The sequence below is a fragment of the Nocardia sp. 2TAF39 genome, assembly GCF_052114905.1.
GTDB lineage: Bacteria > Actinomycetota > Actinomycetes > Mycobacteriales > Mycobacteriaceae > Nocardia.
In genome coordinates this window covers 40,841-57,803 of record NZ_JBFRFQ010000057.1, presented here as the reverse complement: position 1 = coordinate 57,803, position 16,963 = coordinate 40,841, and the positions used below count along the sequence as shown (strand labels likewise).

Sequence of the window (16,963 nt, the reverse complement as noted above, 5' to 3'; positions counted from 1 at the left end):
CCAGCGTACGTGACAGGCATGACGGCGACCCGACGCGCTGGTGACCACCCGATTCCAGTCACGGCTGTGCGCTGCGGTATGGTGTTCGGGTTGTCTCGGCGAGGGTGACCGCAGACCTGTTTGCGCACCGTGATCGACGCGGCTCGGCTTCCGGCCGTCCTCGTTCGGTCTTCGCCCGACGAGTAGACCAACCCGGTCAGGTGTGAGCAGCCCCTGACGTGTATCCGTTGACAGCCCGGAAGAGCCGTAGGAGTAGATCCAGTCATGTCCGACGCCAACCTTCTCGAAGCCGCCGTACGCACCGAGTTCGGCAAGGGCGCCGCCCGCCGCACCCGTCGCGCGGGCAACGTCCCGGCGGTGCTCTACGGCCACCAGGCCGACCCGCAGCACCTCTCGGTCAACGCCCAGGCTTTCGCCGCCATCCTGCGCGAGCACGGCACCAACGCGGTGCTGAACCTCGTCATCGACGGTAAGAAGCAGCTTGCGCTGACCAAATCCGTTGTGGTGCACCCGATTCGCCGCTACATCGAGCATGCCGACCTGCTGATCATCAAGCGTGGCGAGAAGGTCACCGCCGACGTGATCGTCACCGTCGTCGGCGATGCCGCCCCGGGCACCCTGGTCACCCAGGAGGCCACCACCGTGTCCATCGAGGCCGATGCGATGAAGCTTCCCGAGACCATCGAGGTCTCCGTCGAGGGCGTCGAGCCGGGTACCCAGATCACCGCGGGCGCGCTGGAGCTGCCCGCCGGCGTCGGCCTGGCCGCGGATCCGGAGACTCTGATCGTCAACGTTATCGCCGCTCCGGCCGCCGCGGCCGAGACCGAGGGTGCGGTCGGCGAGGCCGAGCGCGCTGAATAACACCGAATCGTCGACCGGGCCCGCGCTCGTCGTCGGACTGGGGAACCCAGGTCCCGAATACGAGCGCACCCGGCACAATGTCGGTTTTCTGGTCGCCGACGTGCTCGCGGAGCGCGTCGGCGGCCGTTTTGGTGTGCACAAGAAATCCGGCGCGGACCTGCTGCAAGCCCGGCTGGACGGCCGTCAGGTGTTGATCGCCAAGCCGCGGTCGTTCATGAACCTGTCCGGGCGGGCGGTGGCCGCGCTGGCCAGGTTCTTCTCCGTGTCGCCCACCGAGGTGATCGTCGTGCACGACGAACTCGATCTTCCGTTCGGCGCTATCCGGCTCAAGCGGGGCGGCGGCGAGGGCGGCCACAACGGGCTCCGCTCCGTCTCCAGCGCCTTGACCACCAAGGACTACCTGCGCACCCGCATCGGCATCGGTCGTCCGCCGGGGCGGCAGGATCCGGCCGACTATGTGCTGAAGCCGTTTTCGGCGCCGGAACGCAAAGAGGTCCCGGTGATCGTCGAGCAGGCCGCCGACGCGGTGGAACTGCTGCTGCGGGTCGGCCTGGAGATCGCGCAGAACCAATTGCACTGAGCGGGAACCACTCTCGCCGCTGTAGGCGGGAGTGGTCGGATCGCTCGCCCGATCGCGCGACAGAGCTGTCGCCTCGGGAAGCTGTCGCTATCGCCCGGAATACCTCGGGGCATCACCCGTGCGGCACATGGATCGCCGTCGCGGTCCTGCGCAACTTGCCCGACGAGGTCTTCGGCAGTGCTCCGGGACCCAGCACCGCCACGGTGCGCGGCCGCACGCCCACCTCGGAGAACACCTCGTGCACGATCTCGTGCTCGATCCGTTTGACCTCGTCGGGGTTCTGGTGGCTGTTGCTCTCCACCACTACGGCGAAGCTCTCCCGCTTCTGGCCCGCGTCCAGGCGTACCGCGACCGCGTTGCCGGGTCGGACACCGGTCACCTTGGTCGCGGCGCGTTCGATGTCGGTGGGATAGATATTGCGGCCGCCCATGATGATGACGTCCTTGATCCGGCCGCACACCACGATCAGACCCTGCTCGGTGAAGTAGCCGATGTCGCCGGTGTCCAACCAGCCGTCGGCGTCCTGGGCGGGACGGAATCCGTCCGTCGTCACGTAGCCGGATGTGACCGCGGGGCCGCGCAATTCGATCACACCCACCGAGCGGATCGGCAGCGGCTGACGGTCGCTGTCGACGATCCGACCTTCCAGATTGTCGACCAGGTAGCCCAGGGTCGCCAGCCTGCGGACGTTGCCGGCGTGCCCGTGCGCGTCCGGCACCGGCACCGCCTTGCCGATCGCTTCGAGCAGGTCGGCGTCGATCACGTCCACCACTTGGCCGAGGCCGGGGTCGGGGACCGAGACGGCGAGCGTGGTCTCGGCCATGCCGTAGACCGGGGTGAGTGCCATCGGGTTGAGACCGAACCGTCTGCCGGCCGTGGCCAGCGCGTCCATGGTGTCCGGGTCGACCGGTTCCGCGCCGTTCCACATGTAACGCACGCTGCTGAGGTCGACCGCGCCGTCGTCGGCCTGTCGCAGCCGCCGGGCCAGTAATGAGTACGCGAAATTCGGTGCGGCGGTGACGGTGCCGCGGTATTTGTCGATCAGCTCGGCCCACAGCAGCGGGCGGGTCAGGAAGTCCAGCGGTGTAACGCAGACCACTTCCGCGCCGAATTGCATAGGGACGGTGAGGAATCCGACCATGCCCATGTCGTGGAACAGCGGAAGCCAGCTGATCATCACGTCGTCATCGAGCTGGAACTTCACCCGGTCGAACATGGCATACGCGTTGACGAAGAAGTTTCCGTGCGTGATCCGCACCGCCTTCGGCGAGCCGGTCGAGCCGGAGGTCAACTGCTGCAACGCGATATCGTCCTCGTCGGTGGGTACCGGGTCCATGTCGGGGCCGTCGGCCAACTGGTCGATGCGCACCACGGTGATGCCGCGCTCGCGCAACAGCGGCTCGGCCGCCTCGAACGGCGCGCCGAGGACGACGGCGCGCGCCTCGATCATGGTCAGCACAGTCTCGGTGTCGCGTGCCCAGAGGACGAGATCGGTGCGCGGGGTCGGTTGATGCAGCATCGTGATCGACGCGCCGCGCATCCAGATGGCTTGGCAGGCCGGGGCGATATCGACCGGCATTCCGGCCAGCACGCCGACCGCGTCGCCGTGTCCGATTCCCGCCGCAGCCAAGCCGCCCGCCATGCGGCGGGCGATCCGGTGGATCTCCGCCCAGGTGCGGCGCTGCGGGGCGGTCGGCTCGCCGGTCACCAGGCCCCGCTCGGAGGTCTGCGCCGTGGCGTACATCTCGTCGGTGAACCTGCTCAAAACCTCAACTCCTCATCACCAACCCGTCGGCCGAGACCCGGCCTCCACCAACTATCCCGCTATCGCCGCGCTGCGTTAACCCCCCTTCTGAAGAACCCAGGTCAGGACCGTATCGCCGGGGCATCGAAGGGCCGCGTATCGGTCGACGTAGCACCGGCGCGGCAGCGGCACCGGGGCCGATCGATCCGCGCGAGCGCGAGATGGCCCTGTGGACCAACCTGCACGGTATCGCCGCTTTACAGGCCAACCGCAGCCTGCGCCTGGTCGGCCCGGGTGTCGACGTCGCGGCACTGGTGGCCAGGACACTGGACGTGCATTTGGCCTGAAAGGGGCTACTCTGAGGCGCTTTCCGGGCGCACCGGGTCCTAGAGGGCCGCGACCTCGGCTACGAACCGGTCCAGTTCGTCGAAGCTGACGAAACAGTGCGGAGAGGCGCGGACTACCGATGCCAGGCCGCGGCCCGTCATGTCCAGCAGGGTCGAGCGGGCGTGGCTGACCGTGACCGTGATGTCCTGCGCCAGCAGCCGGTCGCGCACTTCGGTGGATTCGATGCCATCGACGGTGAACGACACGATGCCGCTGTGCCGGATGCCGATGTCGCGCACCGTCACGCCGGGGATCTCCGGCAGTTCCTTGCGCAGATGCTCGGCGCGAGCGGCGATCGCGGCGTACACATTGTCCGGACCCAGATCGAGCAGATACCGCACCGCGGCGCCTAGACCCAGCCGCCCTGCGACGTCGCACTCCCAGAACTCGAAACGGCTGGCATCCGGTGCCAGGCGGTAGTCGTCCGGGCCGGTCCACTCCGCGCCGTGCAGGTCGAGCCGCTCGGGCTCCATGTGCTGCGCCAACTCGGGCCGCAGGTACAGGAATCCGGTGCCGCGGGGGCCGCGCAGCCACTTGCGACCGGTGGCCGACAGCGCGTCGACGCCGAGCTCGGCCACGTCCAACGGCAGCTGCCCGGCGGACTGGCAGGCGTCCAGCAACACGAGTGCGCCGACCGAGTGCGCGATTCTCGTCGCCTCGGCGGCCGGGTTCACCAGGCCGCCGTTGGTCGGCACGTGCAGCACCGAGACCAGCTTGACCCGTTCGTCGACCAGCGCGGAAAGCGCGTCGAGGTCGATCTGCCCGCTGCCGTCGCTCGGAATCTTCTGCACGGTCGCGCCGGTGGCGCGGGCGCGCTGCAGCGCGGCGATGGCATTGCTCGCGTAATCGGCCTCGGAGACCAGGATGCGATCGCCGGCCGCCAACGGAACCGAGTAGAAGAAATCCGCCCAGGAGCGGGTGGCGCTGTCGCTGAGCGCGATGCTCGTAGGTGCGGCGTTGATCAGCGTGCCGATCGCGGTCTTGACCGCGGCGAGATCGCTGAGCCGCTCGTTAGCGGCGCGGTAGCCACCGATCTCCGCCTCACGCAGCAGGTGACCGATGACGGTGTCGGTGACGACCTGCGGCGGCAGCGAGGATCCGGCGCTGTCGAGAAACACCGGACCGAGTTCGGATCCGGACGCGCATCCGGGAGTGTCGGCTCGTACACGATCGTCATCCAGCATGCCGCCGACCTTATCCGGTGTGAAGTTCGGCTTCTCGTCGGTTTCTTGTCAGTTGCCGTGACTACCCTGGATGGATCGCCGCGCTCGGAATCCGGCATCGGAGTGGAATAGGACCGAGTGGTATGGGGATTACCGAATAACAGCGGACTCGAGACCACTATGACTCGGAACGCACAGTGGAGGTTGGCATGGCGGTCACGCTCAATACACCTGAGTCGGCCCATTGTGCCCCAGAGCAGGGCGAACTATCTTCCCGCGCGGCGGCGGAGGCCTACGTCGGCGGCGTCTGCTTCAAGCTCGGACCACCCCGTCTGATCGGTGCCGAACTCGAGTGGCTCACCGTGCAGGGTGAGTGTTCGGCGTCCGGCCCCTCGGCTGCCCCGCGTCCGCCGCTGGCTGCTCTGGCGGACGCTCTCGGACCGTACGCGCCACGGTCCATAGCCCCCGATTCTCCGGCGCTCGCACTGCCGGGGGGCAGCCGGGTCACCCTGGAACCCGGTGGTCAAATCGAACTCTCCAGCGCCCCTTACGCTGATGCCGCGCGGCTGTGCGACCGACTGCGCGACGATGCCCGCCTGTTGCGGAACCTCCTCGAAACCCGATCCATCCGTACCGTTTCTCATGCGGCTGACGCGGACCGCCGCCCCAAACGAATCCTCCAGCTGCCGCGCTACCGCGCCATGGAGCATGCCTTCGGTGGCGTCGGCCCGTTCGGCAAGTTGATGATGTGCAATACCGCCGCCGCCCAGGTCAGCGTCGACGCGGGCACCGACCGCGCGGAGGTGACCGCACGGTGGACCGCACTGTATGCCGTCGGTCCCGCTTTGCTGGCCGCCTTCGCCTGCTCGCCTGTCCTGCGCGGGGCCCCGGCCGGCGCCTGGGCTTCGCAGCGCATGCGAGCCTGGCTGCGGCTGGACAACGCGCGCACCCGCCCGCCCGTGATGGACTGGACCGACCCGGTGGCCGGGTACGGCAAATGGGCGCTGGACGTCCCGTTGCTGTGCGTGCGAAGTCCCGACGGAGGTGGAGACGGCCGCGATACCGGGTGGTTGGCTCCGCCCGGCGTGACGTTCGCCGACTGGCTGTCGGGCGCACTGGACGACGAGGTGGGGCGCCGCCCCGACGTCAGCGACCTGGACTACCACCTGACCACGATGTTCCCGCCGGTACGCGCCTCCGGGCATCTGGAGGTCCGCTACATCGACGCCCAGCCCGGCGACACGTGGACCACGCCGGTCCAGGTGATCGAAGCCCTCATGTCGAGCCCGTCCGTGGTCGCGGAGGCGACATCGGTCGCCGCGCCGCTCGCGGGCCACTGGCTCGACGCCGCCCGCTACGGCCTGGCCGACCATGACATCCGGTCCGCTGCGGTCGACCTGCTGCGGCTCGCCGCCGCCCACGCGGCCACCGCGGCGGGCGCAAGGGAGATCGAATCCGCCGCCGAACGATGTCGCAGCGGCCGCACCCCGACCGAGGACCGCACCGGGAACGGCGCAAGGCCGGACCGGCCGGGAGCCGTCGCGTGACGGCGCACCCACCGCGCATCGTCGGCCGCGCGCCGGTCGACCTGGCCGGCAAAGGCCGAATCGTCGTGCACCGCGGACTCGTTCGCGACTGTGACGACCCCGATCAGAACCGATCTCGGAGACGTTCCTCGTGACCACTCAGTACCCCACCCCGACCGACCGTTCCGGCACCGAACAGCTGCGGGGCCGGATCGCCGACGTACTCACCCGCGCGCGGCAGCGCACCCTGACTCTCACCGGCTGTATCGACGAAGCCGAGCTGGTGGCCCAGCATTCGCGCCTGATGAGCCCGCTGGTCTGGGATCTCGCGCACATCGGCAACCAGGAAGAACTGTGGCTCGTCCGCGACGTCGGCGGCCGCGAACCCGTGCGCGCCGACCTCGACGAACTCTACGACGCTTTCAGGCACGTCCGTGCGAACCGTCCCGCGCTGCCCCTGCTCGATCCCACCCAGGCCCGCGACTACGTCGGCGCGGTACGTGACAAGGTATGGGATGTGCTGGAGCGCAACGAGTTACAGGGAAAGCCGCTGATCGACGGTGGTTTCGCGTTCGGAATGATCGCCCAGCACGAGCAGCAGCACGACGAGACCATGCTGGCCACCCACCAGCTGCGCACCGGTGCCGCCGTGCTTTCCGGAGCGGCCGCGCCGACCACATCGGCTCCGGTCGCCGGTGAAATCGTCATTCCCGCAGGCGAATTCACCATGGGTACCTCGACCGACGTGTGGGCGCTCGACAATGAGCGTCCCGCCCACCGGGTGTCGGTGCCCGGCTTCACGATCGATGCCGCGCCCGTGACCAACGAGCAGTACCTGGCCTTTGTCGACGACGGCGGCTACGACCGTCCCGAACTGTGGTCTGTGCGCGGCTGGGCGCACCGGACGGAAGCGGGCCTGGTCGCGCCACAGTTCTGGGAGCGCGACCCGGCCGGGCACTGGTGGCGCCGGGTGTTCGGGGTGATGACCCCGCTACGCCCGCACCAGCCGGTGGTGCATGTGTGCTGGTTCGAGGCCGAGGCGTACGCGAACTGGGCGGGCAAGCGGCTACCCACCGAAGCCGAATGGGAGAAGGCGGCCAGGTTCGACCCGGCGACGGGCGCGTCCCGTCGATTCCCCTGGGGCGACACCGATCCCGACGTCGGCACCGCGAATCTCGGTCAACGCCATCTGGAACCTGCGGAGGTCGGCGCCTATCCGGCCGGTGCGTCCCCGGCAGGTGTGCACCAGTTGATCGGCGACGTCTGGGAGTGGACCGCCTCGAGCTTCGAGCCCTACCCGGGTTTCCGCGCCTTCCCGTACAAGGAGTACTCCGAGGTGTTCTTCGGCGGTGACTATCGCGTCCTGCGGGGCGGTTCTTTCGGCACCGACCCGGTCGCCTGCCGCGGCACTTTCCGCAACTGGGACCACCCGATCCGCCGCCAGATCTTCGCCGGTTTCCGCTTGGCGCGGGATCTACGACCGGGAGAAGGCGAGTGAGCGACGCCCGTCCTGGCAGGTCGCGGACCTGGGGACCGTGCGACGTGGCAATCCGTCCGGGAACGAGGGCAGGCGATGTGTAGACATCTGGGCTATATCGGCCCGCCGGTCCGGGTCGGCGACATGCTGACCCTCGGATCGCATTCCCTGCGCACCCAGGCATGGGCTCCCCGAGACATGCGCTGGGGTGGCACCATCAACGCCGACGGTTTCGGTGTTGCGTGGTGGCGCGAGACCGAGGACGACTCGGTCACCGTCAGCCGGTACCGCAATGCCGCGCCGATCTGGACCGATCCGGCCGTGGACGAGGTGCTGCCCCAACTCGAATCCTGGGCGGTGCTCGGCGCGGTGCGTTCGGCGACCGTCGGGATGCCGGTGGAGCGGTCCGCGTGCGCGCCGTTCACCCGAGGGCGCTGGGCCTTCAGCCACAACGGCGTGCTGCCGGACTGGCGCGGCACGCTGAGCGCGGTGGCCGCGGAGTTCGCGCACACCGCCGTCGAACTCGGCGCCGAGGGACTGTTCGCCCCGAATCGGTTGCTGGAGGCAGAATCCGCCACCGACACCGCCGCGCTTTGGGTGATCCTCTGCGACCTGCTGGCGACCGGATCGCCGGACGGTGCGTGGTCGGCCGCCCCGGCGGCACTGAAGCTGCTCGTCGGCGCGGTGCTCGACCGCGTACCGGACGCGCGCCTGAATTTCCTGCTGTCCGACGGTGCGCAGCTGTGGGCGACGACCTGCCACCACTCGTTGTCCGCACTGGTCACCGACACTTTCGCGATTCTGTCCTCCGAACCGTTCGACGACGATCCCCGATGGCAGTCGATCCCGGACCGCAGCCTGGTCACCGCGAGGCCCGGCGCGCTATCCGTCGAAGCCCTCCTCTGACACCGAAAGGTCCGTGCCATGACCGCACCGACGCTGGAGATCCACTTATCCGACGACGACCTGACCGCGGCGTTGCGCTCGGACGCCCGGCTCGGCCTCACCGTGAACCCCAAGTGGCTGCCGCCCAAGTGGTTCTATGACGCCAGGGGTAGCGAGCTGTTCGAGCGGATCACCGAACTGCCCGAGTACTATCCGACACGTACCGAGCGCGCGCTGCTGGAGCGAGTGGTCGGCGAGATCGCGTATGCCGCGCAGGCCGAGGTGCTGGTCGAACTCGGCGCCGGTTCGGCGGCAAAGACCAGGCTGCTACTCACCGCGCTGACCGCGCATGCCCCACTGAAAACCTATGTCCCGCAGGATGTTTCGGTGGCCGCGCTGCGCGCGGCGGCGGATGCCGTCGCGACCGATTTCCCCGGGTTGGCCGTGCACGGTGTGGTCAGCGATTTCACCGACACCCTGCACAACCTGCCGCGCGGAGGGCGCAGGATGATCGCTTTCCTCGGCGGCACCATCGGCAATCTGGTCCCCGAAGAGCGGGCCGAATTTCTGACGAGCATTCGCGACGTGCTGGAGCCGGGCGAGCAGTTGCTGCTCGGTGCGGGCCTGGTCATCGACCCCGCTGTGCTCGTCCCCGCCTACGACGACACGGCGGGCGTCACCGCCGAGTTCAACCGTAACGTGCTGCATGTGCTGAACTCCCGGCTCGACGCCGACTTCGCCCCGGAGAAGTTCCGGCACATCGCGATCTGGGACTCGGTGCACGAGTGGATCGAGATGCGTCTCGAGGCCACCGAAGATATGACGGTCACGGTCCGCGCCCTCGACCTCACCGTGCGGTTTGCCCGCGGCGAGCAGATGCGCACCGAGATCTCGGCGAAGTTCCTGGTCGATGGCCTGAGCGCCGAACTGGCGGCCGCAGGTTTCGACACCCGACACGTGTGGACCGACCCGGACGATCGCTTCGCGCTGGTGCTCGCCCGCCGACGCTGACGGCGCACATCCTCGGCGGGGTCGGGCCGAGGCCGCGCGTCACCACGACGGCGCGCCGCCGACCACCGCCGCCAGCCATTCGATCAGCGGCCGCGTCGTCTCCCACGCGGCGCGGACCTCCTCGGCCGCGCGTGGCGTGTCCAGCCAGGCCGGTGCGCCGAATTCCTTACCGCACGTGAGGGACTTGTGCCGTAGCAGGTCGATGCGCGGATGGTCGGCGCTGTAGCCCTTCGGCTTGGTCTTCAGCTTCTCGCCGCCGACCGTGAAGCCCACCTTGGTGAGTTTCGCGAGGATCGCCGCGAGTTCGGGCCCGCGCACATCGTCATCGATGGTTGCGCGCAACTGCGCGATCTGGGCGGGGGAGCCTTGGTAGAAACCGCCGCCGACGTACAACCCGGCGGCGCCGATCTGGACGTACCAGCCGACGTTCTGCGCGGCGCCGACCACCGCGCCTTGGGCGGTCTTATATGGCGACTTGTCCTTGGAAAATCTGACATCACGATATGGGCGGAAGACCTTGGCCGCTCCGAAATCCGACTCCAGGTCGGCGAGCAGCGCGGTCATCGGCTCCTGCACCGCTCGCGTGTAGGTGTCCTTGTGCGCGGTCCAGAATGCCTTCGAGTTGTCGGCCTCGAGGTCCTCGTAGAAGTCCAGGCCCGCCAGTGGAAAGCCCGCGAATCCGGTCATGACCGGCCCCCGGTCGCGCTGGTAGCGGCCAGCGGGAATCCACCGAATCGACGCATACCGAGAATCTACGTTGTCAAGTCTCCGGAGAACACGACGAATCCGACGATGAAGCCGATCACCGTGCCGATGGCTGCCGCGATGGCCGCCCATTTGCCGAGCGATTCGCCCTTGTTGTGCCCGACCACGCCGAGGACGATCCCGGCAGGCCCGAACAGGATCGGGCAGAACAGCACCGCGATCGCCGCGCAGACGAATCCGATGATCGAGTACACCTGACCGCCCGGCTGCCGCGGCGGCTCGCCGTACGGCTGATACTCCTGCTGAGGATAGGACGGATAGCCGCCGTACTGCGGATTTTGCGGTCCCGCGGTCGGAGGGTAGTTGTAGACGCCGCCCGCGGGGTACTGCGGTTGACCGCTTCGGGGCTCCAGCGGTGGCTGCCCGCCCGGGGGGTACTGCGGTTGACCGGTCGGCGGATACTGCTGCTGGGGCTCCAGCGGTGGCTGCCCGCCTGGGGGATACTGCGGCTGACCGCCCGAGGGGTAGTGCGGCTCACCGCCAGACCCGTACTGCGCGTGGTCGCCGGGCGTGAATGGCCGGGTCGATTCGCCGGGCGGCGGTGTCGAGCCGCCCGACGCGGCGCCGCCCCACGGCTGACCGGGTGCGGCGGGTTCCGCGCCCCACGACTGCTGACCGCTGTCGGCTCCCCACTGACCGCTGTCGGCTCCCCACTGACCGCTGTCGGCTCCCCATGCTCGGGGTTCGGCCGGCTGCCCGCTCGGCTCCGCGCCCCACTGCCCACCCAGCGGTCCCGCGGGCGGAGCGTTGGTGGGCTGCCACCATTGCCCGACGGGCTGTCCCGCCGCGGAGCCGGGTGCTTGCTCGGTGGGTGGCTGTGCGCCGGATTCGTCGCTGGAAACGGCCGACGCGTCATCGGAGGTCGGCGGCGCGGGCTCCTCGCCGGCCGCATCCCCGGCGTTCTTCGGCAGCGACGGTGACGCGGCCTCCTGCTCCGGCGCGTTGTTTGTGGGTTCCGGATCCTTCGGCGCGCTCATCGCACCCTCCTCATATCGTCCCGGTCACCTATGCGTACCACGGCAAACTCTTCGCCAGCGCCGATTGCGGCAGCGTGGCGCGCGTCGGGTCTCAGAGATCCTCGTCGTTCACGATCTCGATGGCGGCCACCTCGGCGGGCCGGTCGTCCTCTTCCGCGGCGTCGGCACGTTGCCCGCGCCGCGTCCACTCCTGATCGAGCTCGTCTCCGATGCCGAGCCTGCCGTCGTCCTCGTTCTCGCGATAGGGGATGAGCAGGTCGTCGGGCGGATCCTCGACGTTGCGCTCATACGCGCGGATCTCGTCCTCCTGGTCGTCGTCCCCCATGTCGGTATCCAACGGGTCACGGTCCATACCGTCAGTATCCCCTGGGATCGCCGCAACTAACCGGCCCCCGACGTGAAAAAGGCGGCCCGGACCGGAGTCCGAGCCGCCGTTTGCGGGACAGTCGCCTATGCGTTGCCGTTGAACAGGCCCGTCACCGAGCCGTTTTCGAAGACCTCACGGATGGTGCGGGCCAGCAGCGGCGCGATGGAGAGCACGGTCAGCTGCGGGAACTTCTTCTCCTCGCTGATCGGCAGGGTGTTGGTCACCACTACTTCCTTGGCGCCGCAGGAGGCGAGGCGCTCGGCGGCGGGCGGGCTCAGCACGCCATGGGTCGCGGCGATCACCACGTCACCGGCGCCTGCCTCCTTCAGCACGCTGACCGCGCCTGCGATGGTGCCACCGGTGTCGATCATGTCGTCGATCAGGATGCAGGTGCGTCCCTCCACTTCACCCACCACCCGGTTGGACTTCACCTGGTTCGGCACCAGCGGGTCGCGGGTCTTGTGGATGAACGCCAACGGCGAGCCACCCAGCGAGTCGGCCCACTTCTCGGCGACGCGCACGCGTCCCGAGTCGGGGGAGACGACGGTGATGTGCTCCAGGCTGTAGTTGTTGCGGACGTACTCCGCCAGCTGCAGCTGGGCGTGCATGTGATCGACCGGGCCGTCGAAGAAGCCCTGGATTTGATCGGTGTGCAGGTCGACGGTGATGATCCGGTCCGCGCCTGCGGTCTTCAGCAGGTCGGCGACCAGACGAGCCGAGATCGGCTCGCGGCCGCGGTGCTTCTTGTCCTGGCGGGCGTAAGGGTAGAAGGGCAGCACCGCGGTGATCCGCTTGGCCGAGCCGCGCTTGAGCGCGTCGATCATGATGAGCTGCTCCATCAGCCACTGGTTCAGCGGCGCGGGAAAGCTCTGCAGGACGAAGGCGTCGGATCCGCGCACCGACTCCTCGAACCGGACGAAGATCTCGCCATTGGCGAAGTCGCGGGCGGTCTGCGGCGTGACCTGCACGTCGAGTTCCTTGGCGACCTGCTCGGCCAGCTCAGGATGGGCGCGTCCCGAGAAGAGCATCAGGTTCTTCTGGTTGTCGATCCATGACGCGGTCACTGCTGTTTGCCATCCTTTTGCTCGATTGCCTGACCCGACATCTCCTTGGCCGCGATGGCTTTCGCCGCCGCGAGCGCCGCGTCCGTCCCTGGACGGTGTTGCTGCACCCAGCCCTCGATGTTCTTCTGCGGTCCGCCGGACACCGCGAGAGCCCCGGGCGGAACACTTCTGCGCAGTACAGTACCCGCCGCCGTGTACGCTCCGTCACCCACCGTCACGGGCGCGACGAACATGGTGTCGCTCCCGGTGCGCACATGGGAGCCGACTGTCGTGTGGTGCTTGGCCACACCGTCGTAATTGACGAAAACGCTGGAAGCACCGATGTTGCTGTGCTCACCGATGGTGGCATCGCCGACGTAGGTCAGATGTGGCACCTTGGAATGCGCGCCGATCGAGGCGTTCTTGGTCTCCACGAAGGCGCCGAGCTTGCCCGAATCGCCGACCACTGTGCCAGGACGCAGATAGCTGAACGGGCCGATGTTGGCGTGCGGCCCGACGGTCGCGCCCTCGCCGTGGGTACGGACCACCTTGGCGCCGTTGCCCACGATGACGTCGGTGAGCGTGCTGTCCGGGCCGACCTCGGCGTCCTCGCCGATCACGGTGGTGCCGAGCAACTGCACCCCGGGGCGCAGGATCGCGTCCCTTCCGATCCGCACGCTGGCATCCACCCAGGTGGAGGCCGGGTCCATGATGGTGACGCCGGCGCGCATGTGCCGTTCCAGGATGTAGCGGTTGAGCCTGCTCGCCGCCGAGGCCAGCTGCACCCGGTCGTTGACGCCGGTGACCTTGGCCGCGTCGAGCAGGCGCGCCCCGTGCACGGGGTGGCCTGCCTCGTGTGCCAGTCGCAGCACGTCGGTCAGATACAACTCGTGCTGGGCGTTGGCGGTAGAGAGCCTGCTGATCATGGTCCGCAGTATCGCGGCGTCGAACGCGTAGACGCCGGAGTTCACCTCGGGGATCGCGGCCTGCTTCGGAGAGGCGTCGGCATGCTCGACGATCTCGACCAGCTGGCCGTTCGCGTCGCGCACGATGCGGCCGTACCCGTTCGGGTCGTCGGGCACGAAGGTCAGCACGGTGACCGCCGAACGTTCGGCGTAGCTGCGGTGCTCGTCGAGCAGAGCCGAGAGCGTGTGCCCGTCCAGCAGCGGCACGTCGGCGGAGGTCACCAGGACGTCGCCGGTGAAACCGACCGGCAGCGCGGCCAACGCGCACTGCACCGCGTGCCCCGTGCCGAGCTGCTCCTCCTGAATGGCAGTTGTGATGCCCCGGCCCAGGTCGTCGGCGATCGCGGACACCGCCGCGCCGACTTGTTCACGGTCGTGCCCCACCACGGTGATGAGGTACCCGGGGTCGATCTCGTTCGCCGCATGCAGCGCGTGCGCGAGCATGCTCCGACCGGCCAGCGAATGCAGCACCTTGGGGGTCTTCGACCGCATTCGTGTCCCGGCACCGGCTGCGAGAACGACGACGGCGATCTGCTGTGGCATGAATCTCCCTCGGCTGCCTGTCCTCGTGCTGGGCTGTCGTCGTGCATGGTCAGCGATGTGCGGGCCAACGATAGTCATCGTGCTCTCGAGCTCCGCCGCCAGGACTCGAACCTGAACTCTCTGAACCAAAATCAGATGTGCTGCCATTACACCACGGCGGATTGCCACATCGGCGGTTCGGGAAACCCCGCCGCTGTGCCACGGCACGGGAAAGATCCTCGCATACTCGCCCGCTTCCCCGCGAATGCTGTCCCGCCTCTCCGAGTTTTCAGGCCGTACTAGTCGGGTGACTTGGGGCTAGCGTTCAGGTCCTGCGTTGGGTGGCGGCCCCAGTTCTGGGCGTGCCCGGTGAGTTACCCATGTTCGTGCGAGATCAGGTGTTGCGTTAGGGAGATCTGCGCACACCTCTGGGTTGGTGATCTCGGATCTCGTCGTTCGGGCCGGACGTGTCCGAGGTGTCCCGCCGTCTCGGCGGTCACCGGGGCCACGGGGGGCTCGGCCATCCGCTGGTGGCCAGATGTGTGGAACGGGCCGCAGAGCCGTTGTTGTCGGACTGTAATGTCGAGCGTGCGGGGTGGGCCATGCACACCGTGTAGTTCCAAACGCAACGGATGATCTCGCACGGACATGGGTAACTCACCGGGTACGCCCAGAACTCAGCTGGGCACGCGACCGTCGGCCCGGCGCGAAACGGTCGAGGCACCCACGACCGGCAAAAAACGCGGAGAGGCGGAATTGTGTCTTCGGGTGAGTCGCATCGGGTGTCCCGGCCGCGGATGACGGGTACCCAGCGGCGCCAGCAGTTGATCGAGATCGGGCGCGCGCTGTTCGCCGAACGCGGATACGACGCGACGTCGATCGAGGAGATCGCGCAACGCGCCCAGGTCTCGAAACCTGTGGTGTACGAACACTTCGGCGGCAAGGAGGGGTTGTACGCGGTCGTCGTCGATCGCGAGATGTCGATGCTGCTCGACATGATCACGTCCTCGCTCACACAGAATCGGTCCCGAATTCGGTTGGAACAGGTCGCGCTCGCGCTGCTGACCTATATCGAAGAACGGACCGACGGGTTTCGAATTCTGGTGCGAGATCAGCCCGCAGCCGCTGCCGAAGGCCGGTATTCCAGCCTCCTCAACGAGGCGACCAACCAGGTAGCGCACATACTGGCGGGCGATTTCGAACGCCGCGGTTTCGACACCAGCCTGTCCACGCTCTACGCACAGGCACTGGTCGGTCAGGTCGCCACCGCCGCCACCTGGTGGCTCGACGAGCGCACACCGTCGAAAGAGGTTGTCGCGGCACATCTGGTGAACCTCTGCTGGAACGGACTCAGCCATCTGGAAGCCCATCCGCGACTCAGCTCGGAATGGCGCGCGGGCACTGGGGAGTGACTCAGATGTTAACCAGCAAATTGCGCGGTAGGTCTGATCGAATTCTCGAATTCGCTGCCGGGCGGGCACCTGATGGTACGGTTCACCCATCCTCTGGGTGCTGTTCGAGCGGTAAGTCGGTCTACTTCGGGATGTCGGTCTACTTCAGGATGGCTGGTTTTGGGATGACAGGCGGATCTGATGGCTAGGCAAGCGCGCGCGGAGATCACCCGCGATTCCGTCCTTGCTGGCGCTGCCGATGTCTTTCTGCGCTTGGGATATGCGAACGCGAGCCTGAGCGAGATCATCGCGCAGTCCAACGTAACCAAGGGCGCCTTGTACTTTCACTTCGGCTCGAAGGAAGAGCTGGCGCGCGCCGTAGTCGACCAGGGCAACGAGCGACTGATCAGCTCGTGTCAGGGCTTCTTCGATCCCAGAGTGCCCGCGCTGGAAGCGTGCATCGGCATCACCTACGTCGTTGCCGACCTATCGATGAACGACCCTATGGTCGGCGCCATGCTGAAGCTGACCCACCAGATCGGCGACTACCGCGGCGCGCAGGGCGACAACATCGCCAAAACCTGGGGCGACACCTACCGGCTGCTCTCCGAGCGGGCCATCGCCCAGGGCGATCTGGAGCCCCACCTCGACCCTGAGGTCATCGGCCTACTGCTGCAAGAGGTGACCGCGGGCGTGCACATCACCGCAGTCGGCACCGAGACCATCGACCCGGCTGAGCGRCCGACGCTGGCGACTTCGTCGCGGACGCGTCGGCCGCTCAGCCGCGAGCCGGGCCGCGAACAGGGGAATGCTCGGTCTCGCTTCGCTCGGAAGCGGGGGTTCGGCCGGTGTGGTTGAGGGAGGAGGCGAGTGCCCTCGTTGTGCCCTCGTTGTGCCCTCGTTGTGCCCTCGTCAGTGGGGGCGCGTGTTGGTGACGCGTTTGTGGCTGGTGTCCGGGCGACGGCGGCTGGCGACTTCGTCGCGGATGCGTTGGTCGTTCGGACGCGAGCGGGACTGTGCGAGTCGTGCAGATGACCGCCAGCGCTCACTAACCCCGAACGGCCTCGACCAGACCACACGAACGCCCCCGCCACCTCAACTGTCCGTCGGAACAGCCCACCACCTGTACTGGGGCCCAGTTCACCCGCGATACGATCAACCCTTATCAGCGCTCGGTCTCCTGCGGCCAAGTCACAAATCCACTAGATCACCACTCGCCCCCACCCAGGTCGGGTGCGCCAACGCCGCCCGTGCCTCCGCCCTCAACCCCACCGGCCGAACCCCCGSTTYCGCGCGAAG

The 16,963-nt window shown here is 67.9% G+C and carries 16 protein-coding genes and 1 tRNA gene; 9 read left to right on the top strand and 8 right to left on the bottom strand.

All coding sequences use genetic code 11. The features are described 5' to 3' along the window. The first annotated feature begins 264 nt into the window (after positions 1-264). The gene (locus tag AB4Z47_RS27100) at positions 265-861 is read left to right on the top strand and encodes a 50S ribosomal protein L25/general stress protein Ctc (protein WP_441954889.1); all 597 of its coding nucleotides are present in this window, start codon (positions 265-267) and stop codon (positions 859-861) included. Next, entirely contained in the window at positions 830-1,441 is a 612-nt protein-coding gene (gene pth, locus AB4Z47_RS27095) for an aminoacyl-tRNA hydrolase (RefSeq protein ID WP_441954887.1), read from the top strand. The genes AB4Z47_RS27100 and pth overlap by 32 nt, the downstream gene beginning before the upstream one ends. 112 nt (positions 1,442-1,553) lie before the next feature. On the opposite strand, the gene AB4Z47_RS27090 is transcribed toward pth, so the two are convergent. After that, the gene (locus tag AB4Z47_RS27090; protein ID WP_441954885.1) at positions 1,554-3,206 is read right to left on the bottom strand and encodes a fatty acyl-AMP ligase; all 1,653 of its coding nucleotides are present in this window, start codon (positions 3,204-3,206) and stop codon (positions 1,554-1,556) included. Positions 3,207-3,406: 200 nt separating this feature from the next. Between AB4Z47_RS27090 and AB4Z47_RS27085 the strand changes: the two genes are divergently transcribed. After that, entirely contained in the window at positions 3,407-3,532 is a 126-nt protein-coding gene (locus AB4Z47_RS27085) for a hypothetical protein (protein WP_441954883.1), read from the top strand. Between the two features lie 39 nt (positions 3,533-3,571). Here AB4Z47_RS27085 and AB4Z47_RS27080 read toward each other — a convergent pair whose 3' ends face one another. Beyond that, positions 3,572-4,756, bottom strand: coding sequence for an aminotransferase class V-fold PLP-dependent enzyme (locus tag AB4Z47_RS27080; RefSeq protein WP_441954881.1), 1,185 nt, complete (start codon positions 4,754-4,756; stop codon positions 3,572-3,574). A 188-nt stretch (positions 4,757-4,944) separates the two neighbouring features. Between AB4Z47_RS27080 and egtA the strand changes: the two genes are divergently transcribed. The 4 genes from egtA to egtD all read left to right on the top strand — a co-directional run bounded on the left by egtA (position 4,945) and on the right by egtD (position 9,634). Next, positions 4,945-6,282, top strand: a complete 1,338-nt coding sequence (gene egtA / locus AB4Z47_RS27075) for an ergothioneine biosynthesis glutamate--cysteine ligase EgtA (protein ID WP_441954879.1) — start codon at positions 4,945-4,947, stop codon at positions 6,280-6,282. A gap of 130 nt (positions 6,283-6,412) precedes the next feature. After that, positions 6,413-7,759: an ergothioneine biosynthesis protein EgtB gene (gene egtB / locus AB4Z47_RS27070; RefSeq protein WP_441954877.1), complete on the top strand. Its 1,347-nt coding sequence runs from the start codon at positions 6,413-6,415 to the stop codon at positions 7,757-7,759. Positions 7,760-7,834: 75 nt separating this feature from the next. Continuing rightward, positions 7,835-8,644, top strand: a complete 810-nt coding sequence (egtC, locus tag AB4Z47_RS27065) for an ergothioneine biosynthesis protein EgtC (protein ID WP_441954875.1) — start codon at positions 7,835-7,837, stop codon at positions 8,642-8,644. Between the two features lie 18 nt (positions 8,645-8,662). Next, complete coding sequence (gene egtD, locus AB4Z47_RS27060) at positions 8,663-9,634, top strand: L-histidine N(alpha)-methyltransferase (RefSeq protein ID WP_441954873.1); 972 nt, start codon at positions 8,663-8,665, stop codon at positions 9,632-9,634. A gap of 39 nt (positions 9,635-9,673) precedes the next feature. Here egtD and AB4Z47_RS27055 read toward each other — a convergent pair whose 3' ends face one another. The 6 genes from AB4Z47_RS27055 to AB4Z47_RS27030 form a co-directional block, all read right to left on the bottom strand. Further along, positions 9,674-10,321 carry a DUF2461 domain-containing protein gene (locus AB4Z47_RS27055; RefSeq protein WP_441954871.1) on the bottom strand — a complete coding sequence of 216 codons (648 nt, stop codon included), beginning with the start codon at positions 10,319-10,321 and terminating at the stop codon, positions 9,674-9,676. Positions 10,322-10,386: 65 nt separating this feature from the next. Next, entirely contained in the window at positions 10,387-11,376 is a 990-nt protein-coding gene (locus AB4Z47_RS27050; RefSeq protein WP_441954869.1) for a hypothetical protein, read from the bottom strand. Positions 11,377-11,467: 91 nt separating this feature from the next. Further along, on the bottom strand, positions 11,468-11,728 hold the full coding sequence (locus tag AB4Z47_RS27045; protein ID WP_441954867.1) for a hypothetical protein: 261 nt from the start codon (positions 11,726-11,728) through the stop codon (positions 11,468-11,470). A 98-nt stretch (positions 11,729-11,826) separates the two neighbouring features. Then, on the bottom strand, positions 11,827-12,807 hold the full coding sequence (locus AB4Z47_RS27040) for a ribose-phosphate diphosphokinase (protein ID WP_441954865.1): 981 nt from the start codon (positions 12,805-12,807) through the stop codon (positions 11,827-11,829). Beyond that, on the bottom strand, positions 12,804-14,294 hold the full coding sequence (gene glmU, locus AB4Z47_RS27035) for a bifunctional UDP-N-acetylglucosamine diphosphorylase/glucosamine-1-phosphate N-acetyltransferase GlmU (protein ID WP_441954863.1): 1,491 nt from the start codon (positions 14,292-14,294) through the stop codon (positions 12,804-12,806). The genes AB4Z47_RS27040 and glmU overlap by 4 nt, the downstream gene beginning before the upstream one ends. A 90-nt stretch (positions 14,295-14,384) precedes the next feature. Continuing rightward, positions 14,385-14,455, bottom strand: a tRNA-Gln gene (locus tag AB4Z47_RS27030). A gap of 615 nt (positions 14,456-15,070) precedes the next feature. On the opposite strand from AB4Z47_RS27030, the gene AB4Z47_RS27025 reads away from it, so the two are divergent. Both AB4Z47_RS27025 and AB4Z47_RS27020 read left to right on the top strand, forming a co-directional pair. Beyond that, positions 15,071-15,685 (top strand): TetR/AcrR family transcriptional regulator, encoded by a 615-nt coding sequence (locus AB4Z47_RS27025; RefSeq protein WP_441954861.1) that lies wholly within the window; start codon positions 15,071-15,073, stop codon positions 15,683-15,685. Between the two features lie 180 nt (positions 15,686-15,865). After that, positions 15,866-16,522: a TetR family transcriptional regulator gene (locus AB4Z47_RS27020; RefSeq protein WP_441954859.1), complete on the top strand. Its 657-nt coding sequence runs from the start codon at positions 15,866-15,868 to the stop codon at positions 16,520-16,522. Positions 16,523-16,963: the final 441 nt, after the last annotated feature.